The 18704-nt window shown below is 45.9% G+C and carries 23 protein-coding genes; 7 read left to right on the forward strand and 16 right to left on the reverse strand.

Annotation, left to right across the window (positions count from 1 at the left end; translation table 11 throughout):
* Positions 1–28: 28 nt before the first annotated feature.
* The 4 genes from ccpA to EXW93_RS11890 form a co-directional block, all read right to left on the reverse strand.
* Entirely contained in the window at positions 29–1039 is a 1011-nt protein-coding gene (gene ccpA / locus EXW93_RS11875) for a catabolite control protein A (RefSeq protein ID WP_174316494.1), read from the reverse strand.
* A 158-nt stretch (positions 1040–1197) separates the two neighbouring features.
* Positions 1198–2283, reverse strand: coding sequence for a bifunctional 3-deoxy-7-phosphoheptulonate synthase/chorismate mutase (locus EXW93_RS11880; RefSeq protein ID WP_023469069.1), 1086 nt, complete (start codon positions 2281–2283; stop codon positions 1198–1200).
* A gap of 199 nt (positions 2284–2482) precedes the next feature.
* A complete protein-coding gene (locus tag EXW93_RS11885; protein WP_035396501.1) occupies positions 2483–3019 on the reverse strand; it encodes a YtxH domain-containing protein in 537 nt (178 codons plus the stop codon).
* Positions 3016–3585: a DUF948 domain-containing protein gene (locus EXW93_RS11890; RefSeq protein ID WP_055968785.1), complete on the reverse strand. Its 570-nt coding sequence runs from the start codon at positions 3583–3585 to the stop codon at positions 3016–3018. Before EXW93_RS11890 ends, EXW93_RS11885 begins: the two co-directional genes overlap by 4 nt.
* A gap of 139 nt (positions 3586–3724) precedes the next feature.
* Between EXW93_RS11890 and EXW93_RS11895 the strand changes: the two genes are divergently transcribed.
* On the forward strand, positions 3725–4837 hold the full coding sequence (locus EXW93_RS11895) for an aminopeptidase (RefSeq protein ID WP_029342360.1): 1113 nt from the start codon (positions 3725–3727) through the stop codon (positions 4835–4837).
* A gap of 53 nt (positions 4838–4890) precedes the next feature.
* Here the strand turns inward: EXW93_RS11895 and EXW93_RS11900 are convergent, their stop codons facing one another.
* The 7 genes from EXW93_RS11900 to EXW93_RS11930 all read right to left on the reverse strand — a co-directional run bounded on the left by EXW93_RS11900 (position 4891) and on the right by EXW93_RS11930 (position 10084).
* Positions 4891–5331: a Dps family protein gene (locus EXW93_RS11900; RefSeq protein ID WP_023469073.1), complete on the reverse strand. Its 441-nt coding sequence runs from the start codon at positions 5329–5331 to the stop codon at positions 4891–4893.
* Positions 5332–5423: 92 nt separating this feature from the next.
* Positions 5424–5939: a DUF2179 domain-containing protein gene (locus EXW93_RS11905; protein ID WP_023469074.1), complete on the reverse strand. Its 516-nt coding sequence runs from the start codon at positions 5937–5939 to the stop codon at positions 5424–5426.
* 174 nt (positions 5940–6113) lie between these two features.
* On the reverse strand, positions 6114–7409 hold the full coding sequence (murC, locus tag EXW93_RS11910) for a UDP-N-acetylmuramate--L-alanine ligase (protein ID WP_023469075.1): 1296 nt from the start codon (positions 7407–7409) through the stop codon (positions 6114–6116).
* Positions 7410–7487: 78 nt separating this feature from the next.
* Positions 7488–8225: a hypothetical protein gene (locus EXW93_RS11915; RefSeq protein WP_055968787.1), complete on the reverse strand. Its 738-nt coding sequence runs from the start codon at positions 8223–8225 to the stop codon at positions 7488–7490.
* Between the two features lie 37 nt (positions 8226–8262).
* Positions 8263–8871, reverse strand: a complete 609-nt coding sequence (ytpR, locus tag EXW93_RS11920; RefSeq protein WP_058264712.1) for a YtpR family tRNA-binding protein — start codon at positions 8869–8871, stop codon at positions 8263–8265.
* A gap of 53 nt (positions 8872–8924) precedes the next feature.
* Positions 8925–9722 carry a DUF1444 domain-containing protein gene (locus EXW93_RS11925; protein WP_023469078.1) on the reverse strand — a complete coding sequence of 266 codons (798 nt, stop codon included), beginning with the start codon at positions 9720–9722 and terminating at the stop codon, positions 8925–8927.
* A 53-nt stretch (positions 9723–9775) separates the two neighbouring features.
* Positions 9776–10084, reverse strand: coding sequence for a thioredoxin family protein (locus EXW93_RS11930; protein ID WP_023469079.1), 309 nt, complete (start codon positions 10082–10084; stop codon positions 9776–9778).
* 126 nt (positions 10085–10210) lie between these two features.
* On the opposite strand from EXW93_RS11930, the gene EXW93_RS11935 reads away from it, so the two are divergent.
* On the forward strand, positions 10211–10501 hold the full coding sequence (locus EXW93_RS11935) for a hypothetical protein (RefSeq protein ID WP_023469080.1): 291 nt from the start codon (positions 10211–10213) through the stop codon (positions 10499–10501).
* Between the two features lie 83 nt (positions 10502–10584).
* On the opposite strand, the gene EXW93_RS11940 is transcribed toward EXW93_RS11935, so the two are convergent.
* The gene (locus tag EXW93_RS11940; protein WP_174316495.1) at positions 10585–11598 is read right to left on the reverse strand and encodes a PTS sugar transporter subunit IIC; all 1014 of its coding nucleotides are present in this window, start codon (positions 11596–11598) and stop codon (positions 10585–10587) included.
* A 157-nt stretch (positions 11599–11755) separates the two neighbouring features.
* Positions 11756–12826, reverse strand: coding sequence for a M42 family metallopeptidase (locus tag EXW93_RS11945; protein ID WP_035396484.1), 1071 nt, complete (start codon positions 12824–12826; stop codon positions 11756–11758).
* 119 nt (positions 12827–12945) lie between these two features.
* On the opposite strand from EXW93_RS11945, the gene EXW93_RS11950 reads away from it, so the two are divergent.
* Both EXW93_RS11950 and EXW93_RS11955 read left to right on the forward strand, forming a co-directional pair.
* Positions 12946–13248: a PepSY domain-containing protein gene (locus EXW93_RS11950; RefSeq protein ID WP_023469083.1), complete on the forward strand. Its 303-nt coding sequence runs from the start codon at positions 12946–12948 to the stop codon at positions 13246–13248.
* A 69-nt stretch (positions 13249–13317) separates the two neighbouring features.
* Positions 13318–13674, forward strand: a complete 357-nt coding sequence (locus EXW93_RS11955) for a DUF1304 domain-containing protein (RefSeq protein WP_174316496.1) — start codon at positions 13318–13320, stop codon at positions 13672–13674.
* 41 nt (positions 13675–13715) lie between these two features.
* On the opposite strand, the gene EXW93_RS11960 is transcribed toward EXW93_RS11955, so the two are convergent.
* Together EXW93_RS11960 and trmB are read right to left on the reverse strand one after the other, a co-directional pair.
* Positions 13716–14231 (reverse strand): hypothetical protein, encoded by a 516-nt coding sequence (locus tag EXW93_RS11960; RefSeq protein WP_055968794.1) that lies wholly within the window; start codon positions 14229–14231, stop codon positions 13716–13718.
* 116 nt (positions 14232–14347) lie between these two features.
* Positions 14348–14989: a tRNA (guanosine(46)-N7)-methyltransferase TrmB gene (gene trmB / locus EXW93_RS11965; RefSeq protein ID WP_023469086.1), complete on the reverse strand. Its 642-nt coding sequence runs from the start codon at positions 14987–14989 to the stop codon at positions 14348–14350.
* Positions 14990–15165: 176 nt separating this feature from the next.
* On the opposite strand from trmB, the gene cydS reads away from it, so the two are divergent.
* The 3 genes from cydS (at position 15166) to budA (ending at position 17845) form a co-directional block, all read left to right on the forward strand.
* On the forward strand, positions 15166–15267 hold the full coding sequence (cydS, locus tag EXW93_RS16685; RefSeq protein WP_023469087.1) for a cytochrome bd oxidase small subunit CydS family protein: 102 nt from the start codon (positions 15166–15168) through the stop codon (positions 15265–15267).
* Between the two features lie 161 nt (positions 15268–15428).
* Positions 15429–17120: an acetolactate synthase AlsS gene (gene alsS / locus EXW93_RS11970; RefSeq protein ID WP_055968796.1), complete on the forward strand. Its 1692-nt coding sequence runs from the start codon at positions 15429–15431 to the stop codon at positions 17118–17120.
* An 11-nt stretch (positions 17121–17131) separates the two neighbouring features.
* Positions 17132–17845 (forward strand): acetolactate decarboxylase, encoded by a 714-nt coding sequence (gene budA / locus EXW93_RS11975; protein ID WP_055968799.1) that lies wholly within the window; start codon positions 17132–17134, stop codon positions 17843–17845.
* Between the two features lie 40 nt (positions 17846–17885).
* On the opposite strand, the gene EXW93_RS11980 is transcribed toward budA, so the two are convergent.
* Entirely contained in the window at positions 17886–18686 is an 801-nt protein-coding gene (locus EXW93_RS11980; protein WP_023469090.1) for a phosphotransferase family protein, read from the reverse strand.
* Positions 18687–18704: the final 18 nt, after the last annotated feature.

The following is an 18704-nucleotide window of genomic DNA, read 5'->3' on the forward strand; positions in this document are numbered from 1 at the left end:
TTGCTTGAGAGAAGAGACGTTTTTTCGATTAAGGACGTGTCGAATCCCGTTGTTCGATCCGGTGTGGTAACGTGACATCGTTCGTTTCAATTTCTTCTTTGTTCAAGATTTTCGTCAATAGACGCATCGAGACTGCTCCGATATCATACATCGGTTGAACGACAGTCGTCAGTTTCGGACGAATCATCGTCGCAAGACGTGTGTTATCGTGTCCGATGACTTCGAAGTCTTCCGGTACACGGTGTCCAGCATCCTGTAAGGCATGGATGACACCAAGAGCCATCTCATCCGTTCCAGCAAAAATCGCGCGCGGGCAATCTTCTCCAAGTTCAAGCAATTGATTCATCGCCTTCATTCCTGAATCATACGTATAGTTTCCTAGGACGACATTTTGCTCGTTAAACGGAAGACTTGCTTCTTCGAGTGCTCGGCGATAACCCGCAAATTTCTTTTCACCATTGATTTGCTGTTCGAGTGGTCCAGTGATGAATCCAATCCGTTCATGTCCACGGTCGATCAAAGACTTAACAGCATCGTGCGCAGCACTCTCATAATCGATGTTGACGGCAGGAAGATCATAATCTTGATTCAACGTCGCAGCAAGAACGATCGGAACTGGTGATGTTTTGAACTCACGAACGAGATCCTCATGCAGACGTCCGCCCATGAAGATGATTCCATCAACCTGTTTTCCGAGCAATGTATTGAGCAAATGAATCTCTTTTTCCCGGTTTTGGTCGGAGTTACATAAAATGATGTTGTATTTATACATTGTCGCGACGTCTTCAATCCCGCGTGCTAAATCCGCAAAGAAGATGTTCGAGATATCGGGCACGATGACACCGACCGTCGTTGTTTTTTTACTTGCCAGTCCACGGGCAACAGCGTTCGGACGATAACCAAGCTGTTCGATTGCGTCTTGGACCTTCTTTCGTGTAGATGGTTTAACATTCGGGTTTCCGTTGACGACACGCGATACGGTCGCCATCGAAACAGCAGCCTCTCGCGCGACATCGTAAATCGTAATATTACTATTCAAAACAAATTCCTCCTTTAGTATGATCCATCTCAAGTGTTTTCATTTCGTTTTCATTTTTAGGCAACACGAAAGGAAGACAGGAAAAGATAGTTTTCTTTTCCCATTCTTCCTTCATTGTAAAACGTTTTCATTCGCTTTAGGTTACCCTTTTTCGGAAATCATTGAACGTTTAGTGCCGGAAAGGTAGTCGTCAAGTTTTCGATGAACGTATCGAATTCTTGGAAATCGAGTTGTTGGTTCGCATCAGACAACGCAAGTGCTGGGAACGGATGGACTTCGACCATGACAGCGTCTGCTCCAATCGCGTATGCCGCTTTTGCTGTTGGCAAGAGTAAATCCTTACGTCCTGTCGAGTGCGTGACATCGACCATGACAGGGAGATGCGTCTCTTGCTTCAGAATCGGAACTGCTGAGATATCAAGCGTGTTCCGTGTTGCACGTTCATACGTCCGAATACCACGCTCACACAAGATGACTTGATCGTTACCACTCGCCATGATGTACTCAGCCGCGTACATGAATTCCTCGAGCGTTGCAGAAAGACCTCGTTTTAAAAGAACCGGCTTATTCGTCCGACCGACTTCTTTGAGTAAATCGAAGTTTTGCATGTTGCGTGCGCCGACCTGGATGATGTCGACATATGGTAAAGCAGATTCAACGGCGCTTGGTGTCATGATTTCAGTGATGACATGCAAACCGTGCGCGTCCGCTGCTTTTTTCAACATCTTTAGACCTTCGAGTCCTAGACCTTGGAAGTCGTAAGGCGATGTACGTGGTTTGTACGCTCCGCCTCGCATGAACTTCACGCCGTGTTTCGCGAGCTGTTCCGCGACCTCAAATACTTGTTCTTCGCTCTCGACCGCACACGGTCCAGCGATCAATTGTTGTGAACCGTCTCCGATGACGGCATCTCCGATCCGGATGATCGTATTCGTCGGTTTTTGTTTCCGTGATACGAGTAATTTCCGAGTCCGATCTTCTCCTTGTAATTCGAGAGAAGCTTTGAAAATTTCTTTAAATACATGCTGAAGGCGTCCTGTTTCAAAAGGTCCATGGTTATTAGCGGCAATTGATTCGAGCATTTGACGTTCTCGAACAGGGTCGTATCGATCAAGTCCTTGTGCTCGTTTGACTTTTCCGATTTCAACGGCAATTTGACCTCGTCTGTTCATCAATTCCAATAATTCTGCATTCACTAAATCGAGTTCATCACGTAATCTTTTTAATTCTGCATGTTGATCCATGTCCTACCACTCCCTAATCAGCATATAGCTCGTAATAGCAACTAATTATAGCGAACTCTTTCCCTGTTGTACATAAAGAAGCTGCATGATTTCTTAAAATATGAAAATAAATTACGTTTTTTCATATAATTTTTTGATGTTTCCTCTATAAGGAAACATAGAAAAAGAGCCCTCATGATGAGAGCTCCTCATGTATTGATTATTTCTTATGATTCACATCAGACTGTGGATCATTGTCTTCCTCTTGTTCGTCTGCTAACTGTTCACGTAACTCCGAAAGTTCAACGACCGTCTCCGTGTCGATTTCTTCTGCAACAGACGCCCCATCGACTTCGTCGCCGATTTCACGTTCAATGTCCCGTACGAGTTGCTCCGCTTCCGCGAGAGCAGCATCGATGCTTGCCTGATCCTTCTCAAAGCCCGCATATTGTGCCGCTTCTTGAACCGTTGAATTGTTCTTCGCTTTTTCAATGACAGGTGCTGCCTTATCTTTCGCTAGTTGAATCCACTCACCTACGAGTGGCTCCGCTTTTTCGCGGACGACTTGTGTCTGTTCCGTCAAACGTTGACGGGCAGGAGCCGTACGCTCGTCAATCAGATTGCGTACTTCACGACCTGATTTTGGGCTAGAAAGGAGAGCTGCCGCAGCACCAATCAATCCACCAACGATGATTCCGGCAAGGAAGCCTCCTCCTTTAGAAGAATCTTGTGCTTGATATGGATGTTGTTTCGTCATGATTTACGATCTCCCTTCAACTCATCTGGAATGCTTTCAACGTCCGGTACTGACACGACTTCCGGTGTGACCGGCGCCTCTGCCTTTTTCCGGAATCGACGACGTGGCTTTTTCTCGACCGTCGTCGTTGCCGTCGAATGATTTTGAACCGTAGTCTCTGCCGGTTTATTTTTCTTAAATAACTCTACAGCGACCGAACCCCAACGGACTGCTTGCGCAATCTGTTCTTTATTCGTATCCGCCGCACCAGCGACCGTATCGGATACTGTCCGGACAGAATCTGTCACTTTGTTTAAAGACGTACCGAGTTCTTCGATCGAGTTTGCGACAGGTGCAAGCAATTCTGTTTTTTCTTCAATCGTATCGACCAGACGATTCGTCTTATGTAACAACGCTGTCGTCTCCATCATGATACCGTCTAATTGACGTTCAAGTCCTGCTGTCGTGTTGGCTACATTGTTGAGCGTCTTACTCGCAGCACCTAATACACGGGCAAGGAAAATGACGAGCACTACGAATGCGATCGCAGCGACTAATCCGGCGACTCCGCCTAATGTGATTTCCATGGTTCTTGCCTCCAATTTTTTTGCATAGTCTTTTGTTGATAGTTCGACATGTAGCAAGTCGTTCCTGCTACTCCAAATGGTTTATTTCCGTTACAATGATAAATGAAACCTACATAATCCATTTCGAGGGGGAAATTTCATGCGTGACCCACGTCTTACTCAACTGGCAACGAATCTCATTAACTATTCGGTTGCCCTTGAACCTGGTGAAAAAGTATTGATTGAAAACTTCGGCATCGAACGCGAACTGGTCGAGGCACTTGTTGAAGCTGCCTACGCGGCTGGCGGTCATCCGTTCGTCTTACTTAAGGATAATCGTATCCTACGAAAATTATACCGAAATGCTTCAGAAGAGCAACTCCAATTGATGGCAGACATCGAACGCAAGCAAATGCAAGCGATGGACGCATACATCGGACTACGTGCTGGTGATAACATCAATGAATTGTCAGATGTGCCGGCTGAACAGATGAAACTTTACGGTCAAACGATTGGTAAGATGCACACACAAGATCGTGTCAAAGGAACGAAATGGGTCGTTCTTCGTTTCCCAACCGCATCGATGGCGCAACTTGCCAATCAATCAACAGAAGCATTCGAAGACTTCTACTTCGATGTCTGTACGCTTGATTATGAAAAAATGGGTCAAGCGATGGAACCACTCGTTGACTTGATGAACCGGACGGATCGTGTTCGTCTCGTCGGACCAGGAACGGATCTAACGTTTTCGATCAAAGACATCCCAGCCATCAAATGCGCTGGAAATGCCAACATTCCAGACGGTGAAGTCTTTACGGCACCGGTCAAGGATTCGGTCAACGGTGTCATCTCGTACAATACACCGTCTCCATATCAAGGGTTCACGTTTGAAAACGTCAAACTGACGTTCAAAGACGGTAAAATCGTCGAAGCGACGGCGAACGATACGGATCGGATCAACCAAGTCTTCGATACAGATGCTGGTTCTCGTTTCGTCGGCGAATTTGCGATCGGCGTCAATCCTTTCATTCAGCATCCAATGAAGGATATTCTATTCGATGAAAAAATCGATGGCAGCTTCCACTTCACACCAGGTCAAGCTTACGAAGAAGCCTACAACGGTAATGACTCATCCGTTCACTGGGATCTCGTCAACATCCAACGTCCCGATTACGGTGGTGGAGAAATCTGGTTCGACGACGTATTGATCCGTAAAGACGGTCGTTTCGTTCTTCCAGAACTCGAAGTCCTCAATCCTGAAAACCTGAAATAAGAAAAAGCGGATGGCTCGTCCTACATAGGACGGGGTCATCCGTTTTCTATATCTTATTTTTTCAATGTCGCACGGAGCATCCAAATTTGTTTTTCGATTTCCTTCGCTTGACCAAGTAGATCATCTTCAACCGTCACGTCTTGTGCCTCAAGATGTTCAATCGCATCGAGCATCTCTTTTCGGACTTGTTGGAAGTCTTTGATGACGGAATCAATCATCTCATCTGCCGATAACCCTGATTTCGCTTCTTCAAGCGTCGTTTGCTCTAAATACTCTTTCAGTGTCGCAGAAGGTGTTCCGTTATTCATCAGGAGACGTTCTGCAACAACATCATATTGTTCAGACACCCATGTATAAAGTTCTTCAAGCTTCTCGTGAAGCGTTAAGAAGTCTGGTCCTTTAATGTACCAATGATAATTGTGGAGTTTGACGAACAGTACCCCATAGTTTGCTACCTGTTGATTCAAAGCTGATTTTGCATGATTACTAATCATCTGATATTCCCCTTTTCTGATTTCAAATGACGTTCTATTTCATCTTTATCCTTAAATAACAAAGAATAAACATCATTCTCAGGAAAAGTGCTCTATCGAGGACGCTTTAATCCTTTCAACATATACCCACCTTTGAAGTCGACGGAATCGAATGCAACGAGGAATGCTTTCGGTTCGTATTCTTCGACGAGATTACGAAGCACTTTCATACGTGTTCGAGCCGCGAGCACATCTAACCGATAACGGACACCGTCTCGTCCTTGACCTTGATAATGTGTCACACCGAAACCATTATCGCGAATGACTTGAATCAGTTCCGCTGGAAATTCTTGCGTATGCACTTGAATCATATTGTAACCGATGGCGAGTTTTCGCTCGACATATCCACCGACGAGTATTCCTAGACCAAATCCAAGCGCATAAACGACCATACCGAGTGTCGTTAAGTCTTGGAATACGATTCCTAGTGCAAAAATGTAAATCAATGTTTCGACTGTGCCAAATAATCCAGCAATGACAGTCCGCCCTTTGACGAGCATGATCGTCCGTAATGTCAAAACAGGAACGTAAATCAACTGGAGCAATAAGATGAGTAAAATCTGTCCCATGGTGTCTTTCCTTTCCGTTAATAACTTCAACACATACACACTATTTCAAACTTTATTTCAAGATGCAATCCTATTTTAGATTTTCCTCATCGGTTTTTTGAAATTACTATCATAATTCAAAAATACGACAAAAAAAGCGCCACTCCGGTCGAGTGACGCTTTTTGATCTGTTGCTTATTTTACGCTTTGATACTGATGCTGATACGTCTGGATATCGCCCGCTCCCATGAACAGAAGCACAGCATTTTCATGCTGACGTAGAACAGAAACGTTGTCGCGCGTCAGAATAGAAGCTTGCGGGATTTTCTCCTGCAGATCTTCGACGCGAACTTGCCCTTCCTGCTCACGTGCCGATCCAAAGATTTCGCATAGATATGTCGCATCTGCCTCACGTAAAGAAGTCGCGAAATCATCCATGAATGATTTCAAGCGTGTGTACGTATGCGGTTGGAAAATCGCAATGACTTCACGGTCCGGATATTTTTTCCGTGCCGACTCAATCGTCGCGCTGATTTCCTTTGGATGGTGCGCGTAGTCATCTACTAAGATTTGTGTGCCGAATTCCGACTCACTGAAGCGACGTTTTACACCACCAAATGTGGCTAAACGTTCAGCAACGTCGTCTTTGCTCAATCCTTCGTACTGACAGATCGCAATGACAGAGAGTGCATTCAAGACATGATGACGACCGAATCCTGGAATGAGGAACGTGCCGTAGAAATCATCACGTAAATAAACATCAAATGATGTACCATCTGGCGTTGACGTCGCGTTTTCCGCGCGGAAATCATTGTTTTCTCCAAATCCATAATAGAGAACAGGTACATTCGCTTGAATGTTTTGAAGATGCTCATCATCTCCACAAGCAACGATCGCTTGCTTAACCTGCATCGCCATTTCTTGGAATGCCGAAACGACGTCATCGATTCCTGTGAAATAATCCGAATGATCGAAGTCGATATTCGTCATGATAGCGTAGTCCGGCTTGTAATATAAGAAGTGACGTTTGTATTCACATGCCTCGAAGACGAATGCTTTCGCATCCTCTACTCCTGCCCCTGTCCCGTCTCCGATCAAGAAAGCTGTCGGCGTGATACCGCTCAAGACGTGTGAAAGCAAACCTGTCGTCGACGTTTTTCCGTGTGAGCCTGTAATGGCGACCGAACGATATTCATTTGCTAGATGTCCTAAGAAATCGTAATAATGATGGATGGTTAAACCAAGTTCATTTGCCCGTGCGATTTCTGGATGATCATCTCCAAAAGCATTCCCTTGGATGATGACATAATCTTCTTTGATGTTATCCGCATTGAACGGGAAAAATGGAATTCCCTTAGCCCGTAACGCGTCTTCAGTAAAAATGTGCTTTTCGATGTCTGAACCTTGCACCTCATGATTCATCTCATGTAGTACTTGGGCGAGCGCACTCATCCCTGTTCCTTTGATTCCAACAAAATGATACTTTGTCATATAAAAGCCCTCCAATTCACGTTCCGGTCCGTACCATCGGGCTCGGGTACAAAACCTGTACCATTATAGCAAACCGATTTATTTTTTACCATGTAAATTATTTTGTTCTCGACGTGCGCGATACATCGCCATCAAGTCTTTCGTCGTCATAACGACGTTAACAGGCGGTCCGACCGGTTTTTTCACTTCCGACTGAACAGGCTTATCGACCTCAGTAACAGATGGATCTTGATCTACTTCAATAGCAGATGTATCAAAAGTCGGTGCGAAGCTCTCCGCTTGTTGCTCAGCTTCTTTTTCATCAGCAGACTCTTCACTTGATGTCTCTGTCGGAACAACTGATAATTCCACCGTCTCACTGTTGGAAGATGTTTCAGTTTCGTCCGTTTCTTCTACTTCGGTTACGGTCGGCACTTCTTCTCTTACGAGCTCTTCACTTGTGTGAGGTTCCGGTATAAGTAATTCGACGTCCGTCACCGGTACAAGACCAGCATCTGCTTCCGCTTCGTCTAATACGACTTCTGGCGCGATTAGTTCTTGATTCGTCAAAGCAACCTCATCAGTATTTCCCTCTTCGACTGTTTCCGAAACCTGTTCACTCGTTTCCGTTTCTTCCGTAGCTTTTACGGTTTCCGATGCAGATTGCTTCGGACGTTGGAATCCATAAATCGGTGAAGGCACATCCGTTAAAACGAAGCGATCTTCACGCTCCTCTTTTTTCGGACGTTCCACAGGCTTTGTCTCACGTTCCCCTGCAAGCTCTCGACGAATCCGGGCAGCCTGCTCTTTTAGTGACTGTTCATAACGATTACTCATACGTTCACCCCTCCATCTTGTTAAAAAATCGGTCGAATCATCGACCGATTGAGAATGCTTCCCCTACTGCTTTTGTATCATCGAGTACAAGAATCCCTTTTTCTTGTGGTGCATCGACAAGTCCGAGCTCACGCGCTGAGCAGAGCATACCGCTTGATGGTACGCCGCGTAACGCCGAAGGACGGATGATTAACCCAGACGGCATGACCGCTCCAGGTTTAGCAACGACTACTTTTTGACCCGCCGCTACATTCGGTGCTCCACAAACGATTTGTAAAGTTCCGTTATCTACTTCTACCTGACAGACCGATAATTTATCAGCATCCGGATGCTTCTCGCAAGAAGCAACGAACCCAACAACGAATTTCGGAGAATAATCCACTTGTTCGAGTGATAATTCGATATCTCGACTCGCCAGTTCCTTTTGGATGCGTGTTGCCAATTCTTCCGTCAATTCAACCGGTCCTTGTGTCTCGATCGTAAACGTAGTCGAAGCATCAAACAGGTTGTAACCGACGACACGATCACCATGCTTGATAGTTGCTACGTCTCCTTCACGAGTCGCTGTCACTTCCGCACGTGGTGCGTCTTCCAAAATGATCATTAAGACGTCACCGACGCCCTCTTTATTATAAAACACATTCATTGAATCCATGACTCCCTTCCGTCTTTCTCACAATGCCTATTGTATCAGATTCTTCACTCTTTCGGCTGCTTGTTTTTCGCAAGGACGAAGACCGGTTCCAGATTGCCATCTTCATATAAGAATGGTAATGCTGTGACCGGTACCCGACCGTTCGAGAAGAAGTCAAACATCAGTTGCTGTAAGACATCATATCCGGCGTCATTACGAATATCCGCGAAAATCAGCACATCCTGATGCGGAATCCCGACAGCGAATTCTCCTTCGATTTGCGCCGCATAATCTGCTAATAACGTCTTGTTCAAAACACGACTCGCCTCATATCCGTCGCCGAGACTCAAGAAATAAAAGATATTCCCCGCGACTTCATCTTGTTTAAATGGCGCTTCAAGCGATTTCACATTAAAACGCGCTGCTTCTGATAACTGTTCAGCTGTCCATTCAGCAGACGCCAGTAACTCCTCATCAATCAAACGATACGTCGCTCCTAGATCAAGCGCGTACATGATTTTCGTCTCACCTGTATGTGGTGTACTGACGAGCGTCTTTCCTTCTTTTGTCGTATCGGCAAACGATTTAGCGCGAATGACAGGAAAGATTTTTTGCTCTTGTCCAACGAGTGAGATTTGATCCGTTTGTCCGAGTACAGCACGGATATATTCGATCGTCTCTTCGACTGCGATGACACCTCTTCGTTTTGCTTTTGCGACAAGCGGATTCAATCCGACATCAACGCCTGATTTATCGTTCTTTCGCTCAATTCGTAATACAGACTTTTCACGATCGAAATATGTCGTGTACCCTTCTTCTTCAAATGTTTGTGTCATCATTCTTCGGATTTGTTGTAGTTCCATTCGAATTCATCCTTTCTATCATTAAAAAAAGCGAGTCAGCGCTCGCTTTTTTCTTAAACCGTCTCTAAAAATGCTGTCACCTGTTCTGGTGTCTTCCGCTCTTTCCCGACATAACGCCCTGTCTCTTCACCATCGCGGAATGCAACAAAACTCGGAATTCCGAAGATGTCCATTTCCTGGGCAATTTCAATATGATCATCTCGATCGACATAGTAAAACTCGAAGCCGTTAAATGTTTGCTCGATTTCCGGCATGAACGGATCTAAGAAGCGGCAATCCGGACACCAGTTTGCTGAGAATAAAAAGACGGCATTTCCTTGTTTTGCTGTATCGAATTCTTGTTTGGATTGTAATGTTTTCATGATGATTTCCTCCTTTGATTTCCCTAGAAGTCATTGCCCTCATCATAGCATATTCAATTGTGACTGTGCGTTTTCGTGCTTGGTTTGCTATACTGCAACTAGAAAACACCTGGAAAGGACTTCACTATGGCAGATCAACCAATCAAACATCCGTTCGAACGCTTCGTCGGCTTCGTTGGCATGACGAGTTGTTTACGTTACGGCTATTCCTTCATTGATTCCGAACGAAGCTTACCCGAAATCTTTTTGTATTTGGTCGTCGGTTTTGCGATCATCATTTTACTCGAAGCACTCGGAAAACGACTCGCTCGAAAATTGCCCGTCGTACGCATGCGGTATTTGACTCCACTTTACCTCATTTACCTCTATGTTTTCTTTACGAGTTTTTATTCAAGTTCATTCGGATTCTCTTTATGAAAAAAGCTGATTCAAAAAGTCATATGCTTGTTCGTCCACCATCCGGTCAAACAGGCGTATCCTTTAGAATCAGCTTTTTGTATTTAATATTCGATTTTTAAATCGCCATCTTGAATCCGACCGAGACGTCGTAATAGGCGATAAATGAAATAACTGATGATGCCAGGCGCAAGGAAACAGAGGACAGCGACTGCTAGATAATACTCCATTTCGAACCCCATCGTTTTTAATAACATCAACGGACCAACGAATCCGCTCGTGCCCATACCAGAACCTTCCAGATTGCTCTCAAGCATCAACAGAACAGTCGCAAATGGCGCTAGGATTGCGCCGGCTACAGTCGGCGGTAGAAGAATCCAAGGATTTCGAATGATATTCCCAACTTGTAACATCGACGTACCAATCCCTTGGGCAACCACGCCACCGATTCCGTTATCACGGTAACTGATGACGCCAAACCCAATCATCTGTGCCGCACAACCGATCGTCGCTGCCCCTGCAGCAAGTCCATCCAAACCAAGCATGATTCCAAGCGCGGCACTCGAAATCGGCGCCGTCAATGCAAGACCCATGACGGTAGCAACAAAAATTCCCATGAATAATGGTTCGCGTTCCGTTCCCCAACGAATCAACTCACCCAGATCCGTCATCCCTTTCCCAATCCACTTTCCCGCGTAACGTCCGGCAACGAATCCGGCTAGTAACGTAACAAACGGCGTCAATAAAATATCGAGTCGTGTCGTCTTTGAAACGAGTTTTCCGACCTCTGTCGCAAGAAGCGTTGCAATGTAACTCCCTGCTGGTCCTCCTGCTTCATATCCGAACGCACCAACGGCAACTGCTGCGAACAAGATCAGCGGTGGTGCCTCAAGTGCAAACGCTACAGCCACACCGATTGCTGGTCCAGTCAGTGCGATCGCCTGCTCTCCTAACTGAATGAGGAACTTCGCCTCTACACCACGCCCCACCAGTCCTTCACCAATCGTCCGGATGATGAGACCCATGATCAACGAACTAAACAAGCCAAGTGCCATATAACTTAATACGGTGATGAAATATACTTTAGGGCTAAGTGAAATCCCTTTTTGTTTGAACATCTTGTCACGTCCTTTTCTTAACATCGCGTATCATTATATCAAATCTCCTTTCTATCCGACTACATTGTTTTTTCAACTGACAAGACAGTCCGTACTTACATCGTTCTTATTAAACAAAAACAGACAGCGGATTCACATCCACTGTCTGTCATGTCATTCACTTAACTTGCAGCGTCGCGAGCGTCGTCGTATCGAGGTTCGTGACGAGTTTCCGAAGCAATTCCTTCGCCGCATCATAATCATCTGTATGCATGATCGATGCATGCGTATGGATGTAGCGTGCTGGTAAACCAACGACTGTCGTTGGAATCCCATTATTCGAACGATGGATGACACCACCATCGGTTCCACCTGCACCGACATAATATTGGTACGGAATCTTGTTCGATTCTGCCGTATCGAGGACGTAATCCGTCATCTCTTTTGAGAGAATCATGACACTGTCTTTAATTCGAAGCAATGGGCCTTGTCCGAGTTGACCGAATTCCGTTTTGTCTCCTGATGCATCATTGGCAGGAGAAGCGTCGACGACGAACGCGACGTCGGGATCGATGAGTGCTGTCGCTGTTTGCGCTCCGCGCAATCCAACTTCTTCTTGAACCGTTGCACCCGAGAACAAAATGTTCGGATGATCCGCCGCTGTCGTCTCTTCCAGTAATTCAATCGCCATTCCGACACCATAGCGATTATCCCATGCTTTCGCCATGATCTTCTTCGGATTCGCCATCGGTGTGAACGGGAAGAATGGTACGGCAGGAATACCCGGACGTACTCCAAACGATTCTGCCTCTTCTTTTGAGTCTGCACCGATATCGATGAACATGTCTTTGATCGCCATCGGCTTATTGCGTACTTCTTCTGTCAACAAGTGTGGTGGAATCGATGCGATGACACCAGGGATGACACCGTTATCCGTACAGATCGAGAAGCGTTGCGCAAGCAACACTTGGCTCCACCAGCCACCGAGCGGTTGAATCCGTAACATTCCGTTCTTCGTGATTTGCGTCACCATGAATGCCACTTCGTCCATGTGCCCGGCAACCATGACTTTCGGTCCTGTCGCATCGCCTGTTCGTTTTCCGAAAATCGAACCGAGTCCATCCGTAACGATCTCATCCGTGACAGGTGTGATGCGCTCGCGAACGAACTGACGAACGTCGTGCTCAAACCCTGGTGCCCCATTTAATTCCGTCAGTGTTCGAAATAACTCTCTCGTTTTTTCATTCATATGTATCGCCTCCTGCTTCTCATTATACAAAAAATTGCTTCTATCACTTAACCTTTTGTTTCTCTCTGAACGAATTATTTGGTACAGTAGGAATAGAACCTGTAAGGAGGGGAATTTTAATGAAAAAACGCTATTGGATTATCGGATTGGCAGCAGCTGTCGTCGCCGCTTTCGCAGTGAAGAAAGCCGTTGATGACAAACAACTTTCTGCCGAGGAAGCGCTCGAAATCACGAAACGCACATTTTCAGCAAAAGGACGTGTCCAAGGTGCATGGATCTCTGCAACACCAGAGGCTTACGCATATGAGTCACGTGACTACCAAAGCTACAAAGGTGGCATCTCGGTCCTTGAAGGTGATGACGAAAAAACGTATCAATTCACAGTTGATGCCGAAACTGGCGCTTTACTCGAATACGCTTAATCAAAAGACCGTGCTTCGATCGACGAAGTACGGTCTTTTTTCCACGTTCACCTGAAGGAGGTATGATTCATGTCGATTCTTGCTACGCTGTTTGTTATCCTCGTTGCTTTGGAACACTTTTATATTTTAGCACTTGAAATGTTCTTTCTTTCTTCCAAAGCGGCTCGTCGAACGTTCGGTTTAACGGACGAGGCTGTTGCATCACAACAAATTCGGACACTTTTTGCGAATCAAGGCTTATATAACGGATTTTTAGCAGCCGGACTCGTATTTGGTCTGATTCGTCAGGATGTTGCCATTCAATTGTTCTTTTTAGCGTGCGTCATCATCGCTGCGCTTTATGGCGCCGTGACCGCCAATCGCTCCATTCTACTCAAACAAGGCCTACCTGCCATACTTGCTTTCATCTTCGTGTTGCTTGCATGAGAAAAGCCTCTATCCGATTGGATAGAGGCTTTTTTTCTTAATTAACGCGGGTTGTCGTTGCGTTCGTAGATCGGGTTCATGTATTCCGTCGTCGAGTATAGACGTGGAACAACGATGTATAAGATGACCGCTGGTACAGCGATGATCAACAACATCAAGAGCATCGGTAACCAGTAGACGACTTTTTGTTGAAGATTATCCGAGTTACCGTCGATGTATTCTTTTACGCCATCAACTTTTGCAGCATCGGCACTCGTCAACAATTTACCGCTATCGGTATTGAAGAAGTGGATTTCACGTTTGATTGTGATGAAGATGCCGTCACGGACTGTCTCGATGACAGCGATCCCGCCGATGACTTCTTCTCCTTTTTCATTCGTGAACGTCTTCGGATCCTCGATTTCGACCGAACCTTTTTTATAATCGTAATGCGTCGTTGGTAATTCCTCATCTAATGCTTTCGTCATTTCTGAGGTATCAACCGCAGCAAGTACCGATTGACCGATACTTAATGCGAGAAAGAGCGCCGTTACGAAGGCTAAGCTTTTCTGCCACATCCCCAAATTCCCCCTTTACCTATAAGTACAAGTTCTTCAGTCAACAACATTGTACCAATTAATAAGAAAAAAGTGTGAAAGAAATACCAGGAAAATAAGAAAACTTTTTGTCTAAATTAATTTTGGTACGTTGCTTCCATCCGATAAATCGGTTGACCCATTGATGAAAAACGCTCTTCGTACTCTGTTCGGACGTTATCTTCCGGTTCATTCGCATGTAAATCAAGTGACATCCAGTCGAAGCGCATGCCGTATGCTGACATCGTCATCAAACTCGATTCGAACAACTTCCGATTATCTGTCTTGAAGTGGATTTGACCTTTCGCTGGTAAAATATCTTCATATGTCGAGAGGAATGTTTTATACGTCAAGCGGCGTTTCGCATGACGTGTCTTTGGCCATGGATCAGAGAAGTTCAAGTACACGCGGGACACTTCACCTTTTTCAAAGTAATCACGTAAGTCTTTTGCATCGACCGTCAAGACGCGAACGTTCGATTGTGGTGTTTCGACCAATTTTTGAACGATCGTCACGGCAACGCTTTCGAATAGTTCGATCGCGATGAAGTTGATATCCGGGTGTTGGTGCGCCATTCCGGTAATGAATGCTCCTTTCCCTGATCCCACTTCGATGTAGATCGGGTTATCATTCTTGAACTCGCTAGCCCATGCTCCTTTAAGAGATGCTGGTTCTGCTATATAGATCGAGGATTGTTCCTTCATATAATCCTGCGCCCATGGTTTATGTCGTAAACGCACTATCGTTCATCCTTTCCAAACTTAAATTATCCGCAGATAAGTTTATCATGATTCGGGTAATTATATAAGAACTTCTTCGTTTCCTATCGAAGAATGTTCAGCAGTTCGTCACTTGAGAAATAGTGAGCATTCTAATACACTTAAGGTACGTAAGAACCGAAAAGGAGGGCTATACTGTGGATGATTTCTTGATTAGTTGGGCATCTCCCATCGTTCTCGTCTTGGGAATCACTGCTTTGTTCGTCTGGGCGACTTTCGGAAAAGTCGACGTCGAATAAGGGCAATCTCTGTACCTTGTGTAATCATACACAAGGTACTTTTTTATTTTCTAAATGATTTTAGGTTGGTTTTACCATGAAACAGATGTATACTTTTTTTGAAACAGATAATTTATTACAGCTATCGAACACCAAAAACGTTGGTAAAAAGGAGAATTGTAATGAACGAAAATAAAAACAGCGATTCAAAAGAATTAGTACAGAAGAAAACAGGTGCGGATCTCGTCGTCGATTCACTCATCGAGCAGGGTGTCGATTACATCTTCGGTATTCCCGGCGCCAAAATCGATTCCGTCTTCAATGTGTTACAGGACCGGGGACCTGAACTCATTGTTGCACGCCACGAACAAAACGCTGCCTTCATGGCTCAAGCCATCGGACGCTTGACGGACAAACCGGGTGTCGTCCTTGTGACATCTGGTCCTGGGGCATCGAATTTAGCGACTGGTCTTGTGACGGCGAACTCTGAAGGTGACCCTGTTGTCGCAATTGCCGGAGCTGTCACACGGGCCGATCGTTTAAAACGAACACATCAGTCGATGGACAATCAGGCACTCTTTACACCGATTACGAACTTCAGCGCGGAAGTACAAGATGCCGATAACATTCCAGAAGTATTATCCAATGCTTTCCGTACAGCAGAAACGACTTCCGGGGCTGCTTTCGTTAGTATCCCTCAAGACGTCGGATTGAGCGAAGCGAACGTCACGGCATTCCGTGCGGTTGAAGCACCGAAGCTCGGTGTTGCACCAGAAGCTTGGGTCGAAGAGACGGCTCGCTTGATTCAAGATGCGAAGCTGCCTGTCTTGTTACTCGGTATGCGCGCGAGTCAGCCAGATGTCGTACACGCGATTCGTTCGTTACTCAAAAACGTCTCGATTCCTGTCGTTCAGACATTCCAAGCAGCTGGCACATTATCACGTGAACTTGAATCGAATTTCTACGGACGTGTTGGATTGTTCCGTAATCAGCCAGGAGATGCGTTACTTGCAGAAGCGGATCTCGTCCTCTCGATCGGATATGACCCGATCGGCTATGATCCGAAATTCTGGAACCAACCGACGCACGACCGCACGCTTGTCCACATCGATCAAATGCGCGCTGAAATTGACCACTTCTATCGTCCAGACCGTGAACTTGTCGGTGATATGGCGAAAACGGTCGATGCGATCGCTAAACGCCTGCAACCACTCACTTTACCTGAGAGTTCCGTGCAATTCCTCGAAGGATTACATCAACGTCTTGTTGATCGCGATGTTCCCCCAGTCGCGGATTCTCCATTGACGCACCCGCTTTATTTCATGAAGACGTTACGCGAAAAAATTGCGGATGATGTCACGGTCACAGTCGATGTCGGCTCTCACTATATCTGGATGGCACGTCATTTTCGTTCATATGAACCACGCCACCTTCTCTTTAGTAACGGGATGCAAACACTCGGCGTCGCACTTCCTTGGGCAATCGCGGCAACACTCGTACGTCCAGGAAAAAAAGCTGTCTCGATTTCAGGTGACGGCGGATTCCTCTTCTCTGCAATGGAACTTGAGACAGCTGTCCGCTTGAACTCACCACTTGTCCACTTCGTCTGGCGCGACAGCGGATTCGATATGGTCGCGTTCCAACAAGAGATGAAATACAAACGGAAATCCGGTACGTCATTTGGTGACGTCGATCTCGTCAAATATGCGGAAAGCTTTGGAGCAAAAGGACTCCGCGTCAATCATCCTTCGGAACTCGCAGCAATCATGGATGAAGCACTCGCGACAGACGGTCCCGTCATCGTCGATGTACCGATCGATTACCGTGACAACATCGCGCTCGGAGAACAAGTTCATCTCGATCAATTGAACTAAGGAGGATTCACATGGCACACGATAAAACACTCGTCCAGATTTCAACGATGATGGCACTGCTTGACGGCGTATTTGAGAGTGAAGTCACGTATGCTTCCGTCCTTGATCAACGTGATTTCGGTATCGGAACGTTTGACCACTTAGACGGTGAGATGATTGGATTCGATGGTCAATTCTATCAACTCCGCTCAGATGGTAGTGCTCGACCGCTCCAACCTGAGACGACGACACCTTTCGCGACATTAACCCGTTTCGAGCCGGAACAAACCCTGACCGTGACGGAAGAGATGTCAAAAGCGACGTTTGAGCACTGGCTGAACGAACAACTCCCAACGATCAATAGCTTTTATGCTATCCGGATTGACGGAACATTCACGGAGGTTCAGACACGCACCGTCGCACGCCAGGAAAAACCGTTCGTTCCAATCACGGAAGCTGTCGCTTCTCAAAGCGCTCGTACGTTCGAGCACACGGAAGGAACGCTTGCCGGATACTATACACCACGATTTGGTCACGGTATCGCCGTCGCCGGATATCACCTTCATTTCATCGATGCTGCTCGCGCAGGTGGTGGTCACGTCTTTAACTACACAGTTAAGAACGTCACCGTCACATTCGAAGAAAAGCCGCAACTTGATTTACGTCTACCGACGACAGCGGCTTATCGATCGGCAGATCTCGAAAGTCATGATATTGAAAAAGAAATTAAAATCGCTGAAGGTTAAGCAAAAAAGCGTGTCGTTCCCTTTCGGAATGACACGCTTTTTAGTCGTTTGAGTATTCAAGTAGCTGTTCAAGAAAATGATAACTGTCGTCGACATCCGGATGACGCGTATCTTCATACCAGTAGAGTGACAATACTGCTTGCGCTACGACATACCAGTGCATCCGTTGTTTCAGATCACTCGTCAAAGGATGTCCATAATGTTCGAACCATTCTGGCCAAGCCGCTTCGTCGACATAACTATATAACATCATTCCAAGATCGTACGCACGGTCAGCAATAATCGCATCATCCCAATCGTTCAGATAGAGTTGACCGTCTGCTCCCGTCAACCAGTTATTGTGGTTCAAATCTGAATGACAAACGACCTGCTCATCCGTTCTTACCTGCTCCAGATTTTGTTCGAGGTAAACCATCGCATGTTCCACGAGCTCCGGATCCTCTAAATCATCCGGTTGAAAGTACAAACGACATTGTCGCAATAACTCATCAGGTTCGATCGGGCGCTGGTCAAGCTGTTGTAGCATGAACAGTAATTCCTTCGAATCATGGATTTTCCCAAGCAAACGTGCTACTTCAGGACGTTCCATCATTTCGGGCTCTAACTCGTCGCCTTCAATGAACTGTTGGGCGCTGATGACGTCCCCACTATAAATCCGTTTCGTCCATAATAACTTCGGAACGATTCCGTCTGCGGATAAAATCGCCAAAAACGGCGATGAATTTCGTTTTAAAAACAACTTCGATTGTCCGGTTGAAGCGATGTACGCTTCTCCTGTGATTCCACCTGCTGGCGTAAGGGTCCAGCCTTCACCAAGCGCATCTAAAATATCTAATTCCATTATAATCCGCTCAACTTT

The sequence above is a fragment of the Exiguobacterium sp. JMULE1 genome, from assembly GCF_013337175.1.
Lineage (GTDB): Bacteria > Bacillota > Bacilli > Exiguobacteriales > Exiguobacteriaceae > Exiguobacterium_A > Exiguobacterium_A indicum.